We start from the raw sequence: 17,967 nt of genomic DNA, 5'->3' as shown, positions 1-17,967 counted from the left end.
TAAGAAGGGGTAAATTGGCGGAAATATTGCATTGTTTTACAATCGTTTGACCTATAGGGAAACTGCGGGTTTCGCGTCCGGATTAGCCGACCGGATAATCCGGAATGGAATGGCTTTCCCGGATGGCGCGGGCGGTTTTGCCCAAGACTAACGGGTGAATGCGGAGTCTATTAGTTCACGCGATTATCCATGACGCTAAATGCTTTTCCGGCGATTGCGCATGCCGCCGCGAAGAGAGCGCCGGTTTGAAATGTTAAACAGCGAATAAGTTGGAGAATCACTTGGAATGATGTTTGCCCGGTTCGCCAGGGGCAGAACCGATGGCCGCTCGGGGCTCGGGCGGTTTCAAAAGGCCACGTCGATCTGGATGGTATCGGTATAGGCGCCGCCGGCCGGCGTGGTCTGGCCGGAAAGGATTGCCGCGCGATAGGTATAGCCCTGCGTCGTGACGGAATCGTAGGTGCCGGCGTTGCTGTCCGCCGTCGCGCTGCCGCGGCGCGCGGTGCCGACGGATCCCCAGCGATCGGTGGACGTGGCCGTCTTGTAGATCTCATAGCTCAGGTAGTTGCTGGTGGTCCCGCTGCGCATGCGGCGCACGCCGCCGCTGGCGTTGCCGCCGTCGTTCAGCCCCACGGTATAGGCGGTTCCCGCGCTGCACCGGATCAGGATCGTGCGCGTGATCGGGTTGAAGCTGCTGGCCAGCGGGGCCGAGCCGAAGGAGGCCGCGGGCGCGGTGATGATGCAGTCGTTCAGGACGGTGAGCGTGACGCTCACCTGCACGGGCACGCCGGTGCCCCAGGTGGTCGGCGCGCCGAGGAGCGGGCGGACGAGGCCGGGGCTGTTGTCGTAGCTTAGGCAGACGGCCACGCCCACATTGCACACCGAATAGTACCAGCGCAAATTGAGCACGCCGGTGTAAGTCCCGGCCGGCAATGCACCGGTCGGCGTCGTGCGCACGTAGATCGGCACCGCACTGTTCGTGCCTGAAAAGAGCGTCAGCAGCGTGGTCGACGACAGGTTCTGGAATGTGCCCACGGGGATGGCGGTGCCGTTCTGGGTGAACGAGGGCGTGAAGGGAATGGTCTTCCCGCCCGGTCCGGTGAGCGTGAAAGTGGAGGATTCCAGCGTCACGCCGACATAGTGCGTGGCCAGCAGGGCCAGCGTCACGTCGCACTGCAGACCGGCCGAGCCGCTGCCCTGCTGGGCGGTGGTGCCAACTGAATAGGAACTGACGCTGCCAAGGTTGGTGCTGGCCGCCGCAACGGTGCAGGCCTCGGCCCGGTCCGTCAGCGCGGCGAAGGCCAGCAGGGTCGCAAACAATATAAGCAGGCGGCACGCTAGCGGCATGTCACGGTGCCCAGGTCGAGAATGTCTTCGGCGGGAAGCTGGGCCGCGAACCGGGCGCGACAGGTCCCGCCGTCCGCAAGCGTGGCCACGAGCGTATTTTCGGCGGTCACGTTCTCCAAATAGAGCATTCCGTCCCAGCCGACGTAGGTCTGGCCTTTGTCGTTCAGGATGACGGCGGAGCCGGGCGGGATTGGCTTGCCTGCCGCATCGACAAGGATGGCGCGCGCGGCAGTCACGCGGTTCAGCGGGAAACGCACCACATATCCGCTGCCCGCCGCCACCGCCACGCGCCGGCTGACGATATCGGCCTGAATGCTGGGGGGCAGCGACAGCGTGTCGATATCGTAATGGGCCGGATACCAGGCACTGGCGGCGGGGATGAGCAGGCGTCCGTCGCGGTCCGTCTCCCCGATCAGCTGGTTTTCGTAGCGCACGGGCACGCCTGCCTCGCCATTGGTGGTGACGAGCGCGAAGGCGTCCGTCACGCGGTTGGCGGTGAACAGGGCGCCGTCCATGAAGACCAGCGATCCGCTCGCCCCGAACCATCCGGTATAGTCGCCCTGGCCATAGGCGCCGGCCCGCAACTGGATCGGCTGGGTCCGCCACGCGACGTCGCCGCGCAGATAGGGATCGTGGCCCGGCTCGCCATAGGCGCTGGCGCTCCAGCCCCAGCCGCCGTCGGTGGGGATCGGCCGGGAGTAGTCGGCGGTGAGCCCGGCCCGCCCGTCCAGATCGCGCGCCACGCCGCCGCTCGCGTTGCCGGTGCCCAGCGGCACGGTCAGCGTCAGCGCGCCGGCCCAGCCGCGACCGGCAAAGTCCCGCGAGAGGCCGGCATAGAGGCGGCTTTCGCGCCAGAGCGGCACGGTCCAGGCGATGTTGGCCAGCTTGCTGGCGCGGGCATCCTGCTGCCGCAAGTCGAAATAGCCCAGGCCCAGCGTCCCGCCCCGGCCAAGCGCCAGGCTGGCGGTGGCGACGGTCTGGCGCTCCCACCCCCGCCGGTACTGCTGGTCCAGCAGGGCCAGGTCCACATAGTCGCTATCATGCCGGGTGTGCCGCACACCGACCGAGAACGTACGCGCCTGATATTCGTAACCGACCGTCAGCTCGCCGCCCGATGCCTGCCCTACGTTGCGGCTGTAGGAGGCATTGACGATGCCCCACTCACCCACCCTGACGACCGCGCCGGCCCCGAATAGGCGCATGCTCTCCGCCGCTTCTCCGCGCAGTTCCAGCGTGATCGCCCGGTTCAGCCCGTGCCGGGCATAGGCGCTGACGGCAAACCCGTCGTAATCGAAATTGCGGATGCCGTAGTTGCGGCGGAATGAGCCTGCCGCCACCGAATAGTCGGTCAGGCCCGGACGCAGCAGCGCGCTGCTGACGTAGAAGGGGACCGAAGTGGCGATGCTGCGGCCGAGCATGTCGGTAACGATCAGGTTGGCCTGTCCGTAGCCATTGATCGGCGGCAAGGTGCCGAGCGAGAACGGACCGGGATTGACCTGGCTTCCGGCAATCCGCAGGCCGTTGACCACAAGGTCTACCGTGGAGGGCACGGCGGCGCTGCCGGCAAATTCGGGCAGGGGGTAGGTCACGACATCGGGCCGGACGGAGAAATCGCGTGAGATCTGCGCTCCGCCCAGCCGGACCGCCGGTGCCCAGGGCAACGTGCGGGTTATGATGTCGCCCGCTTCCACCGTGGTCATGGTGCGTTCGTCGGACCAGCGCCAGTTGGTGTCATAACGGATATAGGGCGCGTCATGCCGCCCCTCCGATCGATGGCCGGGCGAAGTTCTGATAACGCCGGTGGTGGAAAATACGCCGGCCGGCCCGAAAACGCGCGCCTCGTGCCAGAGCGAGGCCTGAAGGCGCAGGCCGCCACCGCCGGTGAGATAGGCGTCGTAGTTCAGCAAGGCACCGGTGTCCCGCCTTGCCGGTTCGTAGCCGGTACGGCGCGGGCCGATCTGCTGGTTGGGCAGATAGTCGGGCAGGACGGTCAGGTGCAGCTGCTGGCGGGCGGGATCGTAGTCGGCGACGACACCGTCCAGCGTGTCCAGAAAGATCGTTTCATCGGCAGTGGGCAGCACCATTCCGGCGCGCCGCAGGTCTGCCGTGCGGAGCTGGAAGCGGTTCCCGCGCTTGAGGACGGATGCCACCACGCCGCTCGTCATGCCGTTGACGAAGATTTCGAGTTGCAGCGTCTGGTCGGCAGCGAAATCCGCCCGCTCGACAGGCGGGGGCAGGTCGGAGAAGAAATCGGCGGCCGGTGCCGCCCCACCCCCTTCCGGTGCCGGGCCCGGTGCGGCAGGGCTTTCGCTGGCCAGCAGAAGTGCGGCGATGCCCGTGGCGGCCCCGGCGTGGATTCGTATCGGGCGTTTCCGCGATGGCGCGGCTGCGGCCATGGGTGGATCATTCCGGCAGGCGCTCGATACGTGACTGCGCCCTTCCGTTGAGCGTCGCTATCAGATCGCCCTGCGGCTCCACGCCCGCCGGCAAGGGCCAGCGCATCGTCGCGCCGGGCAGGACGTAGCCGAACAGTCCCTCTGCCAGTCCGGTGTGCTTGCCGGTCCGCGAAAATCCCAGATCGCTGAGGCGGGCGTGCCCGGTGCCGCTGTTGCGGATCTCGATGAAGCGGCCGGTGCCATCTGTGCCGGTTCGCCAGCCGAGTTGCGGCGGCGGAGGCGGAGTTTTCTTTTCGCCATCTCCGGCCTTGGCCTGCGAAAACAGCGGCAGCGAATAGCGCATCCGGAACGATACCGAGGCACCCTGCGCCCCGCCGGCCGGTACCGCCGCATCGACAGTCGGAATCTGGTCGACGATGATGCGATAGGGCTTTTCGGGAACGTCGGGCGGCGGCACCATTCGGGTCAGGCGGATGAGCTGGCGCTGGCCGGGATCGATGGTGAGGATCGGCGGTGTGCCCAAAATGTCCTGCTGGTCCGCGTAGAGATCCTCGCCGTGCTGCTGGGTCCATGCGAAGATCCGCACCTGCAGCGTGATCGGCGCTTTCCCGGGGTTTTCCAGCCATAGCGCCGCTGCGGGTGCATTGCCCTCGATCACGGGGCTGATCGGCCATATCAGCAGCGAGCCCGGCGACTGCGCGGCCGTTGGAACGGCGGTGACGCCAAGCAGAACGGACATGGTCGCCACGCCGATGGAAGGGAAGAGGGTGTTCATCGCCGGGCTCCCGGGGCTTGGGCAGTCACCATGTCAGGGTGACGGTCAGGGTGTCGGTGTAAGTGCCCGGCGGCAGCGTGCCGGGCAGCGTCAGCGAGGCGTAGAGGGGCAGGCGCACATCCTCGCTATTGGTGGTGGCAATCGTGGTGGTGACCGGCGTGCCGATGGCGATCGGCAGGGTGCATGCGGCATCGCGGCACAGCGCATAGGGAACCCGCGCAGTCGTAGTGGTCGATTGTTGGAGATTGCGCTGGCCGCTGCTTGCATGGGCGCCGCCGTCGACCGTCATCGACAGGGTCACGCCCGGCGTGCAGCGCAGCCGCACGGTCTGGCTCGCCGTTGTCGTTGCCGTGTGCTGACGGGTGGCGAATGTGGAATCTGTTCCGAAATCCAGCGTGCCGAACTGGCCGGCATTGCCGCTGGTGCCAAGTCCGTCGACAAGGCAGCCGGGCGTGATCGTGGCCGTCACGTCGAACTGGGCGGTGGTGGCGGCGTGGAGGCGCAGGGGAGCGCACGCCGCGGCGAAAGCGGCGATCACGCGGAGGGAAGAGGGCACCTAGAGCACGAGGACTACCGTCACGATATCCGTGTACGTGCCGGGCGAAAGGCCCGCCGCTCCGAAGGCGCGGCCATAGACGTTCACCGTCTGCGCCGCGCCGGTGCTGGAAAGCGCGATAGTGCCGCCGACCGGGATCACCGTGGTCCGGCCGGCATCGCTGTAGAGGTTGTAGGTCACGAACTGCCCGGCGGTCGTGCTGTTCAGCATGGCGTGGACCCCGGTTCCCGTGCCGGAACCGTCGTGCTGGCCCGCCCTGAACGAGAGTGAGGGCGTGACGCCGTTGCTGCACTGGATGGTGAAGCCGGTCGCACCGCTGAGGACCTGGGCATCGACTTGGGTGAAGAGCGTGTTCTGCGTGCCGAAGTTCAATGTGCCGAATGTGACGTTGGCGGAACCGTTGTCATAGTTCTGGCCGTTGATGATGCACCCGGCCTGCAGAGTCAGGGTGGCATTGATCGTGCCGGTAATGTCGGCCTGGGCCGGGGCTGCGGCAAGAAGGGCCGCCGAAACGCCGGTTACGGCTAGAATGCTCTTCAACACATCTGCACCCCTCGTTACTGGCCGACATTCTTCGCCGGACCGTCTTGACCAGATCGAGCATCGCTTGCCGACCGTATCGCGGTTTTCTGCAAGCAATTGGATTGGTTGCTTGCGGTTGCGTGCGATCGCCAGCGGCTCTTCAATCGTAATTGAAGGGTTGCGGGTGAAGTTCCCTCGGTTTGCGAAGGAACTATCTTCAGAATGGATCAATCTATCTTCGGAAAAGCGACGATTGAAAATCGTTAACCAAGATTTTCATTCGCTATCAGGGCCATGTAGTCGATCTCTGATCGCGGCTGATCTTGTTGAATTTGCTGCCGGATCGAACACGCTTCTCCGTCTTTGGCGGGGCGACGGGCATTCGACTGTTTGAAACCGGAAGGATAATTTTCGGTCTTTCTTAGGCTTAGGCGTTTCCGCTGGCATTGGGAGACGCCCAAAAGAAAAGGCGGCCTGCATCGAATGTGCGGGCCGCCTTCGCTATGCCGATCCGTCAGTCCGTGGTGACGGTTCAAGGTTCAGGCCGCGCTGATCGGGCGGCCTGCTTCGATCTTATCGCACGCCTTGCTGGCGCTTCAGCACACGTTCCGCCCAATAGCCGAAGGCCAGGCCGATCGTTGTCCAGAGCACTAGTTGCGTGCCCATCGAGGCTACCCGGAAATTCCAGAGCAGCACTGCCGGGAAATCGCCGGGCACTTCGTTGATCGCGGGCAGAAGGAACTGCCCGATGATCACCACGCCAAGATAGGCCATGATCGCCAGCAGCGTGGCGTCGAAGCCCCGGCCGGGCCGCGCCATCGCGCCGCGAATGCGCGCTGCGATTACGGCGGCGCCCAGCGAAAGGGCGATCATGCCGAAGTACGCCGCCGTGCGCAGCGCAACGGTCTCATGCTTACCGACCGCTGGCGGTGTTTGCGGATACTTGATCGCCGGCACCACGACCACCAGCAGGAAGGTCAGCGCTGCCAGCAAAAGCGCGAAGCTGCGCGGCCCCAGCCGGCCCATCCGGCCATAGCCGTATGCGAACACGAGCGAGAAGATGCCGCCGACCGCCGCTCCATAGAGGGCAAGGGCTGTTACCAGCCCGGCGCCCTTCTGCGTCGTGCGGCTGACGAGTTCCTCTTCCTCCGGCATGCCGGGGTGATGAACCGCATGGCTTTCCTCATAGCCGATGGCGAGGTCGATCTGCGGTTCCGCGAAGCCGCGTGCAAAAAGCGTGGCCAGCAGCGCGCCCAGGATGCCGGCAAGCATCCCGCGCCAGAGCAAGTCCCTGGTCATGTCATCCGCCTCAGTGGCAGGGGAAGCCGAGAAGGTGGCGCCCATCGTGCACGAATTCGTGCACGTACATGCCCTGGAAGAGCGCGAACGCGCCCTGTTCGGTGCTCACGAAATAGAGGAAGATCAGGGCCAGCAGCGTGCCCAGCACGGCCCAGGGGGCGATATCTTCGATCGGAATGGCGTTGCCGCCCTGGACGGGGATGAAGGTATCGTCGAAAACTGCGGCGGAAACTGCCATTGTCGTGCTCCTTGACGGGATTGCGCGTCCCCGGAAAAACTTTCGCCTGGAAAGAAGGTCTGACTCTCGACCGGGAAAGTTCCCCTGCCGAATACAGTGGCGCGACCGCGCCGGGATTTCACCGGCTTCTTCGTTCCTTGACGTAGCTCCCTTTGGGCGCGACAGCGCGCTACGTCAACGACTTCAGAGCATCATCGCTTGGCTACCGCGCTGCTTCTCCTCTGCATCGCTCCCACGGCGTCGAGCCGGGAAGGGCGGTTTCCCGACAGCTCGGAGCCGCTTGACGAGGCGGGGCGACGGAGTGCCGGGCACGAGCGGATCGAAGAACGGTTTCGCGCCCGCATGTTCCGCAGCCCTGCCCGTGCCGCGGAAGAAACCGCAGGGGCGCTTGGCCTGGACGCCGCGATTGCGGAGGAACTGGCGGACATCGATCATGGCAGCTGGTCCGGCCGCTCGTTTGCGGAGATCGGCGCCCGGCCGTTTACAGACTGGCTTGCCCATCCCGATCGCGGCACGCCGGACGGGGAGAGCATGGAGCAGGTGCGCGCGCGGGTCGGGAGATGGCTCGACCACGTGGCGGGCCTCGACAGCGCGATCTGTGCGATCACCCATCCGATGACCGTGCGCGCGGCGCTTGCCCATGCCATTGGCATTCCGCTGCAGGCGACTCTTGCGATCGACATCGCGCCGCTGAGCCGGACCATCCTTTCTTTCAACCGTTCCTGGCGCCTTCAATCGCTTGGGCTTGCGGAGATGGCCCCGCGCGGTTAACGCCGGCGTGCTTCGCTTCCAGCCGGAAGCGTGAGCACAGATCGCGCCGGTGCCTCGAAAGAGGCTTAATAGGGAACACGGTGAGAGGGTTTCGATCCTCGAATCCGAGGCTGTCCCTGCAACTGTAAGCGGTGAGCGCGATGCACATCACGCGGCGGGGCGAGGGCGCCCGTCGCAGCCACTGGGCCGGACGCTAAATCCTGCGAGGCCTGGGAAGGTCGTGCATCAAGCGATGACCCGCGAGCCAGGAGACCTGCCAGCGTACGGTCGCTCTTGCTTTGGTCCAGGGGATGGCCGGGGCACGGTGATTTCTCCGTCTGAGCGACGAACCAGCGGCAGGGGCCGCACGGTGCGCTGAGCGGTCGTCCGAAATCCGGGCGCCCGGCCGGTCGGTGCGCCGGCCGTTCGTTATCGGCAGGCCTCCGCCAACCGCTCGCTTGGCGCCCGACAGGGGAATGAAATGAAGATTGCAACCGTTTCGCACGCAGCGATTGCTGCGGCGCTGAGTCTCGCCTGCGCGACACAGGTCCATGCGGAAGAGGAAGCGGACGATCAGGCCATCGTCGTCACCGGGCAGAGCCTGGAAGTGACGCTGCCGCAGGAGCTTGCGCACTATGGCAACGATGTCGTGACCGTCGACGAGAAGCAGATACGCGACAGCGGCGCGGTGGATGTGACCAAGGCACTGGAACAGGTACCCGGCCTCTACATCCGTGGCCGCAACGGGCCGTTCACTTATGTCGATGTTTCGCTGCAGGGTTCGCGCACGCAGGACGTGCTGTGGACGATGGACGGCATCCGCCTCAACAACCGCCTCTACGGCAGCACCTCGCCCAACGACACGCTGCCCGCCAGCATGATCGAGCGGATCGAGGTGCTGCGCGGCGGCGAAAGCCTGTTCTATGGCACCCAGGCCTCGGCCGGCGTGATCAACGTGGTGACGCGCAGCTTTACCGACGATTTCAACGGGCAGGTCAACGCCTCGGTCGATTCCTGGGGTGGTACCACGGTGGACGGATATCTGCGCGGTGCCGTGGGCAACCATCGCTTCGTGGCCTATGCCTCGCACAACCAGTCCGAAGGCTACATGCCCTACAACGCCTATCAGCCGAGCCTGACCGACCGGCGTCTGGGCTACGACTTGTGGTCGGCGGGCCTCAAGTACCAGTACGACATCGCGCCCGATCTCGCGTTCAACGCGCAATACCAGCACACCGAAGCAAAGCTGGACAACCTCTCGCCCACGCGGATTCGAGAGAGCCGCAACGACCGTAACGAGGAAATCGCCAGCGTCCGGCTGGACTATACCGGCAGCGACACGATGCAGTTCTTCCTCAAGGGCTACTTCCACGATTGGAAGACCGCCTATGTCCAGATCCGCAACTCGTTGCCCGACCTGCAGCCGCAGGTGATCTACCCGGCGGGGACGTTCTGGGGCTATCGCGACTGGGGCGGCAGCGCGGTGGTGAAGCTGCATCTGCATCGGGGGCTGGACTATCTGTTCGGCTACGATTTCCAGGATTTCAGCGGCCGTGACGATGTGCTGCTGATCGCGCCGACCAGCGAGCAGGTGCATGCCGGCATCTTCCAGGTCCGCACCACCGACGAAATCTCGTCCAAGGGCCGTCTGGCTGCTGGCCTCCGCTACAATCACACAAATGGCGCGAACAAGACGATCTGGAATGCATCGGGCCGCTACGACTTTGCAGACGCACTCTATCTGGAGGCGAATGGCGGTACTTCGTTCGTGCTGCCGGACGCATCGCAACTTTACGGCAACGATCCCTGCTGCGAGATCGGCAACCCCAACCTGAAGCCGGAGCAGAGCCTGAACCTCAACCTATCGGCCGGAGGCATTGTGCCGGTGGGCGGGATCCAGCTTGGCTGGAAGGCGACGTACTTCAATCGCCGCATCTCCAACATGATCGACTACGATTACGACAATCCGGGGTTCCCGGACGGCACCTACAAGAACGTTGACGACACCGTGCGGTCACAAGGCGCCGAACTGGAACTGGACGCAAGGCTGGCCGGCGGCTGGGCTCTCTCGGCCAGCTATACGTATGCCCGTGTGCGCGAAAAGGGCTCCTCGACCCAGCTCGATCGCAATCCCAAGCAGTACGCAAAGGGCACGCTGTCCTACGCGCCTGAGGACAAGCCCTTCGGCGCGACCGTTAATGCCAGCTGGATCGGCGACGTCTGGTCGACCGCTTCGGGCTTCGGCCGCCGCAATTACGGCAATTATGCGCTGGTCGATGCGGGGGCCTATCTCTACCTGGACGGCGCGGCGCGGCGCAATCGGTTCGGCGTGAATGTCGAGAATGTGCTCAACAAGGAATATGCGACCCGCGGCTATCAATCGGCGGTGACCGATCAGGGCGTGCTGGACGGCAGCAACAGCCGTTTCCTCTACTTCAGCCGGGGCGTGCCGCGTACGCTGCGGGTGAGCTATGGCCTGAGCTTCTGAGGCCGTGAGCACGCTCCAGCCTCGGGCGCCGGCCCGGCCTCGGGCATCGCGCGGTTTCCTGCCGCGCCCGATCCTTGTCGTGCATCGCTGGCTCGGCGTCTTCATCGGCTTGTTGATGACGATCTGGTGCCTGTCGGGCTTCGTGATGATCTACGTCGATTATCCGAGGCTGGAGCCGGCTGCGCAGTTGCGGGGGCTCGCGCCCCTGCAACTGCCGGCAGGCGCGGCCTGGGATGCGGTCGATCTGGATCCGGACCAGCCGCTTTCCTCCGCCCGTGTCGAGATGATGGCCGGGCGGCCGGTGCTGCGGGTAGTGCCGGCGATGGCCGCCGACCGTCCGATCCCGCAGATGCGCGCGATTCCGGATGCGGTAGACCTCGTGACGGGGAAGCCGCTGACCGTCTCCGCCTCGCCAGATATCGCCAAGGTCGCCGCCGATTTCGCGAGTGGCCATGCGATTGCCGGAGCCCCGGCCGCGCCGGCCGAAACCGGGATCGATCAGTGGACCGTCCAGACCTACACGCGCAACGCGCCGCTCTACCGGGTCGATTATGCGGATGCGGCGGGAACCGAGGTCTATATCTCGGGAAAGTCGGGCGAGGTGGTGCAGGAGACCACGCGTTTCCAGCGCTTCTGGGGCTGGCTGGGCGCGGTGCCGCACTGGCTCTACCCCACGATCCTGCGGCAGGACGGGGCCTTGTGGAACCAGGTGGTGATCTGGACTTCGCTGGCCGGATGCTTCCTTACCGCGGCGGGCATCTGGGCCGGTATCGCCCGCGTGCGGCGCAAGCGGGATGGCAAGATCGGATCGCCGTACAAGGGGCTATGGTGGTGGCACCATGTCTTCGGACTGTTCTTCGGCGTGCTGACGCTGACCTGGGTGGCGAGCGGGCTGTTCTCCATGAACCCGTGGGGTTTTCTCGATTCCATGGCGGGCCTTGCCGAGCGTGAGCGACTGGCGGGGCCGATGCACTGGCGCGATCTACGTCAGGCACTTTCAGGCATGGGCGACTTGCCCAAGGGCACGGTTCGCGTGGAGACGGCCCCGCTGGGCGGACGAACGTTCTTGCTGGCTTCCGATGCGCAGGGCCGCGCGCAGCGGTTCGACGGGGCCGGCAATCCCTCCGCGCTTCGCGAAACCGACTTGCGCGCTGCGCTATCGGGTAAGCCCAGGCTCGCCGCGCTCACATTGCTGACGCAGGAGGATGCTTATTATTATCGGCATCGCTTCCCCGCGCCGCTGCCGGTCTGGCGGGCAAACCTTGCCGATGCCGAGGGGACGCTGCTCTACATCGATCCCGTGAGCGGCCGGATCGTGCGCGCGTTCGACCGCAATGGGCGCGGTTTCCGCTGGCTGCAGGACGGGCTGCACAGCCTGGACTTTCCGATCCTGCGCAAACGGCCCTGGTGGGATCTGATCGTGCTGCCGCTGCTGGCCGCCGTCACGCTGGTCTGCGCAACCGGCACCTGGATGGCCTGGAACAAGGTCCGCCGTGACATTCGCGGTGGGTTTCGCCGGATCGTCCGGCGCAGGCAGAAAAAGCGCATGGCGACGGGCGGGAAGAAGGGCCGATCGCTCCACGCCTGAATGCCAATGCGGTTGTCGGCGCGCCGGTTGCAAACAGGCGCGCCGACAATCGGATATCAATACTTGTACCGGAAGCTCAGGTAGAAGCTGCGGCCCGGCTCCGGGAAGCCATCGGTGAGGATGTAGTAATCGTCGAACAGGTTGCGCACGCCTGCGCCCAGTTCCACGCCGCGATAGAGCGTGTAGTCGACCGCGAGATTGGCCAAAACATAGCTGCCGGTGCGATAGTAGCGGGTGCCGGCGGTGTTCACCGTCCAGCGGTTCGACGCGATGTCCGCATTGGGGCGTACGTGCAGCGCGTCGATCGGCGACCAGTCGGCCCAGACGAAGGCCTTGTGCGTGGGCACGCCGGTCGGCTGGAACGCGGTGTTGGTGGGATCGTCCAGATCGCGGTGCGTATAGGTGTAGTTGCCGCCCAGGCTGAAGGTGCGGTCAAGCTGCGCGGTCAGCGCGATCTCTCCGCCGTAGTAGTTGCCGCTGCCAAGGTTGCGGCTCTGGGTGACCGACTGGCCCTGGTAGATCAGCGGGAAGGCGACGATCACGTCGGTCAGGTGCGAATAGAACGCCGCCGCTTCTACGTGGACCGGTCCGAAATCGCGCGCGCCGCCGATTTCGTAATTGGTGGCGCGTTCCGCTTTCAGGTCGGGGCTGGAGACCGCGCCGCCGAAGCGGGAACTGAAGCGTTCGAAGATCGTCGGGAAACGCGCACGTGAGGATATGCTGGCGTGAAGGCTGGTCGCGGCATCCGGCTGCCAGGTGAGCCGGCCTTGCCCGTTGAGCGCCTCCCCATTGTGCAGCGGATATTCGATCAGCGCGTTGTTGGCGTAATCCTCCGCCCGGGAAAGATCGCGCCAGTCATAGCTGATGCCGGCGGTGAAGTTCACTTGCGGCGAAAGGTCCAGCCGATTTTCGGCGGCAATGCTGTAGGTTTCCTCCACGCTGGTCTGCTTCGGCTCGGTCGCGCCGGAAGGGAATACCTGCTGCCATTCCACGTGCTTGTCGCGCCGGTAATGGGCCGCGACACTCAATTGGTCGGCATCGGTCACCTGCAGGTCAAGCTGGGCGGAGCCGCCCCAGGCGCTGTCCGCGTAATAGCTGTTGAAGGCGCGCGGCTTGGTCTGGGTGGTCTGCGTCGCATCGTCGAACGCGCTCAGCAGGTTGTCGAAGCTGTTGCGGTAGACGCGCGTCTTCAGGGTCGCCAGATCGCCCAGCGCGGTGGTCGACAGGAAGTAGATGCTGTCGATGTTCCAATACGGCCAGGACCAGTTGCGCTGCGTCGCGGCCGGATCGGTGATGTGCAGAGGCGCGTTTTTGGAGCCTTCCTGACGCGTATAGCTCAGCGAATATTCGTCGGTGGCGTTGGGGGTGAAGCCCACCTTGGCGTTCACGCGCCAATCCTCGCTACGCGAAAAGTCGCGGTGGCCGCCATCCTCGGCAGAGCCCGGCGTGGGATCGTAACCGCCCGGCAAGTCCCAGTGATCGGTGAAGTTGCGGGTATAGCTGGCCTGTGCGTACCACTTGTCCTGCCGGGTGCCGAGCAGGGCGAAGAGGTTGTATCCGGCGTATTCCCCCTCACGCCCCAGGTTCAGGGTGCCGCGCGCTTCCGCCTCGATCGGCTTGGTGGGGGTGCGGGTGACGAGGTTGATCGCCCCGCCCATCGCGCCCGGGCCGTCCAACACCGAGGCATAGCCCTTGGCCACCTGCACTTGCGCAATGTCGGCCGTGAGGAAGCGCCCGAAATCCAGCCGTCCGTCGGCCGGCAGATAGACGCGGATGCCGTCGATCGACAGCGGCACCTGATAGCGATCGAACCCGCGCACGTTGATCAGCCGTTCGTTGCGCGATCCGCCGCTGTTCGACGATGAAAGGCCCGGCATCAGGTTCACCGCATCGTCAAGGCTGGTGCGATTGAACACCCGCATCGCCTCTGCATCCAGCGTGGAGGAGGTGATCAACGGGGCGGAGGGAGAGCGGGCGGTGACGATGATCTGGCCCAGCGTGAAGGCATCGCCGCGATCCGCCTGATCAGTCGCGGGATCGGATGGCGAAGTGCTTTGCGCCAGTGCGGGCGTGGCGAGGACGCAGGAAAGAGTAACCGCGAAAGCGGATGCAAGACGCATGACTGATACCCCCATGTTTTTGTTCTCTCGCCGCTCTGGCGATTCGCTATATCCGGCCGTATATAGTTTTTGCGTGACGCAAAAGCGGAACGAATTGAGGGGGTTCAAGATGGCGGGACGCAGCTTGGGTATTTCGCGACGGCGCAGGTGGACGCCCCGGGCACTGGCAGTGCTGGCTCTGGCGTCGGCGGGCGGGGCGGATGCGCAGGACATGCCGGACATGCCCAAGGTAGCCCCTTCGCCGATCGCCTGCCCGGCAACGCCGGCGGCGCTGCCCGCCGAACTGGCCGGATGGAACCCGCGCACGGCACTTTCGGCAGGGGCGGATGCGCGCTCTGCCGCGCGGCTGGAACCGGGCCGGGCGGTGGACGGCGGGCTTCGCGCGACGCCGCAGGTGCGCTTTGCCTTGCGCCCCGAAAAGCCCGGCGGATCGGTGAGTTTCGGCGGTATCTACGCCTTTTCCGTCAAGGCCGCGGGCAAGTACCGTGTCGCGCTGGGATCGGCGGCCTGGATCGACGTGGTGAAGGACGGCGCGGCGGTAACCTCGATCGCCCACGGGCATGGGCCGGACTGTTCGGGCATTCGCAAGATGGTCGATTTCACGCTGGAGCCCGGTGAATACCTGTTGCAGATTTCGGCCAATCCGGAGGCGAAACTGCCGCTGCTCGTCACCCGATTGCCCTGAGGCCACGATGCGACATGCCCTTGCGGGGCTGGCGCTGATCGCCACGGCGTTTTCGGGCGTGCTCGCCGTGGAAAGGCAGGACCAAGGGCGCTGGAACTGGGGCGTGGGCACGGACTCGGGCATGGACTCGGGCACTGCCGCGCCGCCGGTGCCGGCCGACAATCCGATGAGTGCGGACAAAGTCGCGCTGGGCAGGCGGCTGTTCTACGACGCCGATCTATCGATCAACGGCACGATGTCCTGCGCGACCTGTCATGAACAGCGCCACGCCTTCGCGGACGGCAATCGCACGCACCCCGGCGCGCTGGATGATCCGGGGCGGCGCAATGTCCCGGCGCTTCAGAACCTGGCCTGGCTTTCGCCGCTGACATGGGCCGATCCGCGCCAGACCACGCTTGAAAAGCAGGCCTCAGTACCGATCCTGGGCGATCACCCGGTCGAAATGGCGATGCAGGGGCATGAGGCGGAGATCGGCCACAGACTGGGCCGCGATCCCTGCTATCGCACGATGTTCCGCAAGGCCTTCCCGGGCGATGGCGGCCGGATCGACTATGCCCATGCTGTAAAGGCGCTGGCTGCGTTCGAACGAACGCTGATCTCGCGCGGCAGCGATTGGGATCGTTTTACGGACGGGCAGGCCGATGCGCTGTCGGCCGAGGCGGGGCAAGGGCTGGCGGTGTTCCGGCGCGAATGTGCCTCCTGCCATTCCGGGCGCGATCTCACGGATATGCAATTCCACCGTGTCGGGCCGGTGGGGAGCGATCACGGGCTGGCCGAAATCTCCGCCGTGCCGGGCGATGTGGGCAAGTTCCGCACGCCCAGCCTGCGCAATATCGCCGTCACCGCGCCTTACCTTCATGACGGTTCGGCCCCGACGCTGGCCGATGCCATTGCGGCGCACGAGGGATTGGCTGTGGGTGACGACATGCCCGCCTTGCTGGCCTTCCTTAACAGCCTGACCGATCGTGCTTTCCTGGCCGATCCGCGCCTTTCGCTGCCGATGGAGGCGTGCGGCAGGCGGCTGTGAAGGCGTCATGGCCGGTGCAAAGCGGATGGCGCTATCCGTCGTCCGGCGAATACCGGACCTCCAGCCGCCCATCGGCGGGCCGGAGGCCGGTTGGTGTGCTGATCAGAAGCGGTAGCCCAGCGTACCCATCACGTTGCGCGGCGCGCCCATGAAACAGTCGCCGCGGGCAAGGCAGGAGGCGAAGTAGCGCTTGTTGAGCAGGTTGGTCGCATTGACCGAGAAGCGCCACTTGTCCCAGCTGATTTCGGCCAGCGCATCGACGGTGGTGTAGTCGGGCGTCATGATCGTCCACGCGCTGCCCACCGAGCGACGCTTGCCGGTGTAGACCACGCCGGTGCCGAGGCGCAGCTGCGCGTCGCCGGAGACGCCGAAGCTCTTGGTCGTCCAGAACGAAGCGGTCTGGCGCGGCAGGTAGTCCAGGCTCTCGGTGGCCTTGATCTTGTTGTAGCCATAGTTGGCGAGCAGTTCGAAGTCGCCGGGCAGGATGTAGCTGCCTTCGACCTCGATGCCCTTGGTGGTGAGCACGCCCGATTGGGTGACCGAGTTGTTCTCGCCATAGAGCACGCGGTTGCGTTCCTTGATGTGGAACGCGGTCACGGTGACCAGCGTGTGCGGGTTGGGCTGCCACTTCAGGCCGGTCTCGAACTGGCGGCCGGTTTGCGGCGTCAGCAGGTTTCCGGTTTCGGTATTGACGCCGCTGACCGGGAGGAAGCTCTCGGTATAGCTGAAGAAGGGCGAGATGCCGGCGCCCACTTCGCCGATGATGCCTGCGCGGAACGTCGTGGCCTTGTCGATGCCGCCGCCGCGATTGTCGACACGGTCGTGACGGCCGCCGAGCACGATCGACACGCGATCATAGAGGCGGATCTGATCCTGGACATAGACGCCCAGCTGCTTCTGCCCGGACGTGGTCCAGTCTTCGCCGATGGTGGGAATGGTCAGCGCATCGTAGTCGATATTGTAGAGATCGATGATGTCGTAGCCGTAACCGCTACGCTTGCTGACCTTGTTCCAGGCATAGTCGATGCCGACGAGCAGCTTGTGTTCGATATTCGCGCCGGTGTTGAAATTGACCTGCAGGTTGTTGTCGGTCGAGAAGACGTTCATCCGCGCCACGCTGCCGTCGGAATAGAGGCCGATCATGCGTCCGGCCGCATCCAGATAGGGATTGGTCGGGTTGCTGTAGCTGTCCGCGTAGTGCGTGAAGTAGTCGAGATCGCTGTCGATGTAGCGCGCCTTGAGGCTGAGCTTCACGTTCTCGCTGAAGTGATGCGTGATGCTGCCGCCACCCTGGAGCGAGCGGCCGTTATAACGATCCCAGCCGGGCTTGCCGACGAAAGTGTAGGGATCGAGATACTCGGAATTGTTCGGGTTGGGCTTGAAAGTGCCGACGATAGGCAGGAACTGCGAGGTCGAGCCGGTCTTGTCTTTCTGGTAGAGCCCGGTCAGGACCACGTCGGTGTCGGGCGTGGGCTGCCAGCGGAGCGAAGGCGCCACGAATACGCGGTCGTCGGGCACGTGATCGACGTAAGTATCCGCATCGCGAACACGGCCGACCAGGCGGAATGCGAAGTTGTTGGCCACCGCCACGTTGACGTCGCCGTAGACTTCCTTGCGGTCGAAACTGCCGTAAGTCGCGTTGATTTCGCCGCGCGTTTCGAAGTTCGGGGTCTTGGTGACGAGATTGACGAGGCCGCCGATGGAACCTTGCCCGAACAGCACCGACGCCGGACCGCGAACGATCTCTACCTGCGAGAAGTTGTAGGGGTCGGACGTGATGCTGGCGTAGAAGCTGTAGATGTCGCGCATGCCGTCGCGGAATTGCAGCGCATCGATGCCGCGCACCACGAAGCTGTCGACGCGCGTGTCGCGGCCATAGGCGTTTGCGGTAACGCCGGCGGCGTACTTGACGGTGTCGCTGATGCTGATCGCGCCCTGCGACAGATACTGGTCGGCGGTGATCACGGTGACGGGCTGGGGCACCTGGATTGCAGGCGTATCGGTCTTGGTGCCGGCGCGCGATCCGGTGACGAGGATGTCGCCTGCCGAATTGTCCTGATCGGCCTCTGCGTTGTCCGCAGCAAAGGCAGTGGCCGGCAGCGCGAAATATCCGATCGCTGCGCTGGCGAGCGCGAGCCGCTTGATCCCGTTCATCGTAATTCCCCTGTCGTCGAAA

General features: G+C 65.0%; 14 protein-coding genes and 2 riboswitches. Of the genes, 5 read left to right on the top strand and 9 right to left on the bottom strand.

Annotated elements, in window-relative coordinates:
• Nucleotides 1-345: 345 nt before the first annotated feature.
• From WBP07_RS23895 to WBP07_RS23865, 7 genes are all read right to left on the bottom strand, one after another.
• On the bottom strand, nt 346-1,347 hold the full coding sequence (locus WBP07_RS23895; RefSeq protein WP_395397575.1) for a spore coat U domain-containing protein: 1,002 nt from the start codon (nt 1,345-1,347) through the stop codon (nt 346-348).
• On the bottom strand, nt 1,338-3,743 hold the full coding sequence (locus WBP07_RS23890; RefSeq protein ID WP_395397574.1) for a fimbria/pilus outer membrane usher protein: 2,406 nt from the start codon (nt 3,741-3,743) through the stop codon (nt 1,338-1,340). The genes WBP07_RS23895 and WBP07_RS23890 overlap by 10 nt, the downstream gene beginning before the upstream one ends.
• Nucleotides 3,744-3,750: 7 nt before the next feature.
• Entirely contained in the window at nt 3,751-4,518 is a 768-nt protein-coding gene (locus WBP07_RS23885) for a molecular chaperone (protein ID WP_395397573.1), read from the bottom strand.
• A gap of 25 nt (nt 4,519-4,543) precedes the next feature.
• Nucleotides 4,544-5,074, bottom strand: a complete 531-nt coding sequence (locus WBP07_RS23880) for a spore coat U domain-containing protein (protein WP_395397572.1) — start codon at nt 5,072-5,074, stop codon at nt 4,544-4,546.
• Nucleotides 5,075-5,614, bottom strand: a complete 540-nt coding sequence (locus WBP07_RS23875) for a spore coat U domain-containing protein (protein ID WP_395397571.1) — start codon at nt 5,612-5,614, stop codon at nt 5,075-5,077.
• Nucleotides 5,615-6,169: 555 nt separating this feature from the next.
• Nucleotides 6,170-6,895, bottom strand: coding sequence for a CbtA family protein (locus WBP07_RS23870; protein ID WP_395397570.1), 726 nt, complete (start codon nt 6,893-6,895; stop codon nt 6,170-6,172).
• Nucleotides 6,896-6,905: 10 nt separating this feature from the next.
• Nucleotides 6,906-7,133, bottom strand: a complete 228-nt coding sequence (locus WBP07_RS23865) for a CbtB-domain containing protein (protein WP_395397569.1) — start codon at nt 7,131-7,133, stop codon at nt 6,906-6,908.
• 35 nt (nt 7,134-7,168) lie between these two features.
• Nucleotides 7,169-7,301: riboswitch (cobalamin riboswitch) on the bottom strand.
• A 30-nt stretch (nt 7,302-7,331) separates the two neighbouring features.
• Between WBP07_RS23865 and WBP07_RS23860 the strand changes: the two genes are divergently transcribed.
• From WBP07_RS23860 to WBP07_RS23850, 3 genes are all read left to right on the top strand, one after another.
• Nucleotides 7,332-7,904 (top strand): histidine phosphatase family protein, encoded by a 573-nt coding sequence (locus WBP07_RS23860; RefSeq protein WP_395397568.1) that lies wholly within the window; start codon nt 7,332-7,334, stop codon nt 7,902-7,904.
• A gap of 30 nt (nt 7,905-7,934) precedes the next feature.
• A riboswitch (cobalamin riboswitch) is annotated at nt 7,935-8,180 on the top strand.
• A gap of 184 nt (nt 8,181-8,364) precedes the next feature.
• Nucleotides 8,365-10,371, top strand: a complete 2,007-nt coding sequence (locus WBP07_RS23855; protein ID WP_395397567.1) for a TonB-dependent receptor plug domain-containing protein — start codon at nt 8,365-8,367, stop codon at nt 10,369-10,371.
• 4 nt (nt 10,372-10,375) lie between these two features.
• Nucleotides 10,376-11,959, top strand: a complete 1,584-nt coding sequence (locus tag WBP07_RS23850; RefSeq protein ID WP_395397566.1) for a peptidase — start codon at nt 10,376-10,378, stop codon at nt 11,957-11,959.
• Between the two features lie 56 nt (nt 11,960-12,015).
• Here WBP07_RS23850 and WBP07_RS23845 read toward each other — a convergent pair whose 3' ends face one another.
• Nucleotides 12,016-14,079, bottom strand: coding sequence for a TonB-dependent receptor plug domain-containing protein (locus tag WBP07_RS23845; RefSeq protein WP_395397565.1), 2,064 nt, complete (start codon nt 14,077-14,079; stop codon nt 12,016-12,018).
• Between the two features lie 109 nt (nt 14,080-14,188).
• On the opposite strand from WBP07_RS23845, the gene WBP07_RS23840 reads away from it, so the two are divergent.
• Both WBP07_RS23840 and WBP07_RS23835 read left to right on the top strand, forming a co-directional pair.
• Nucleotides 14,189-14,764: a hypothetical protein gene (locus tag WBP07_RS23840; protein WP_395397564.1), complete on the top strand. Its 576-nt coding sequence runs from the start codon at nt 14,189-14,191 to the stop codon at nt 14,762-14,764.
• Between the two features lie 7 nt (nt 14,765-14,771).
• Entirely contained in the window at nt 14,772-15,791 is a 1,020-nt protein-coding gene (locus tag WBP07_RS23835) for a cytochrome c peroxidase (RefSeq protein WP_395397563.1), read from the top strand.
• A gap of 102 nt (nt 15,792-15,893) precedes the next feature.
• Here the strand turns inward: WBP07_RS23835 and WBP07_RS23830 are convergent, their stop codons facing one another.
• A complete protein-coding gene (locus WBP07_RS23830; protein ID WP_395397562.1) occupies nt 15,894-17,945 on the bottom strand; it encodes a TonB-dependent siderophore receptor in 2,052 nt (683 codons plus the stop codon).
• Nucleotides 17,946-17,967: the final 22 nt, after the last annotated feature.

This window comes from Novosphingobium oxfordense (assembly GCF_044029435.1).
In the GTDB taxonomy this organism is placed as follows: domain Bacteria; phylum Pseudomonadota; class Alphaproteobacteria; order Sphingomonadales; family Sphingomonadaceae; genus Novosphingobium.
Note: the sequence above shows the minus strand (reverse complement) of the source record. Positions and strands in the feature narration are given on the sequence as shown.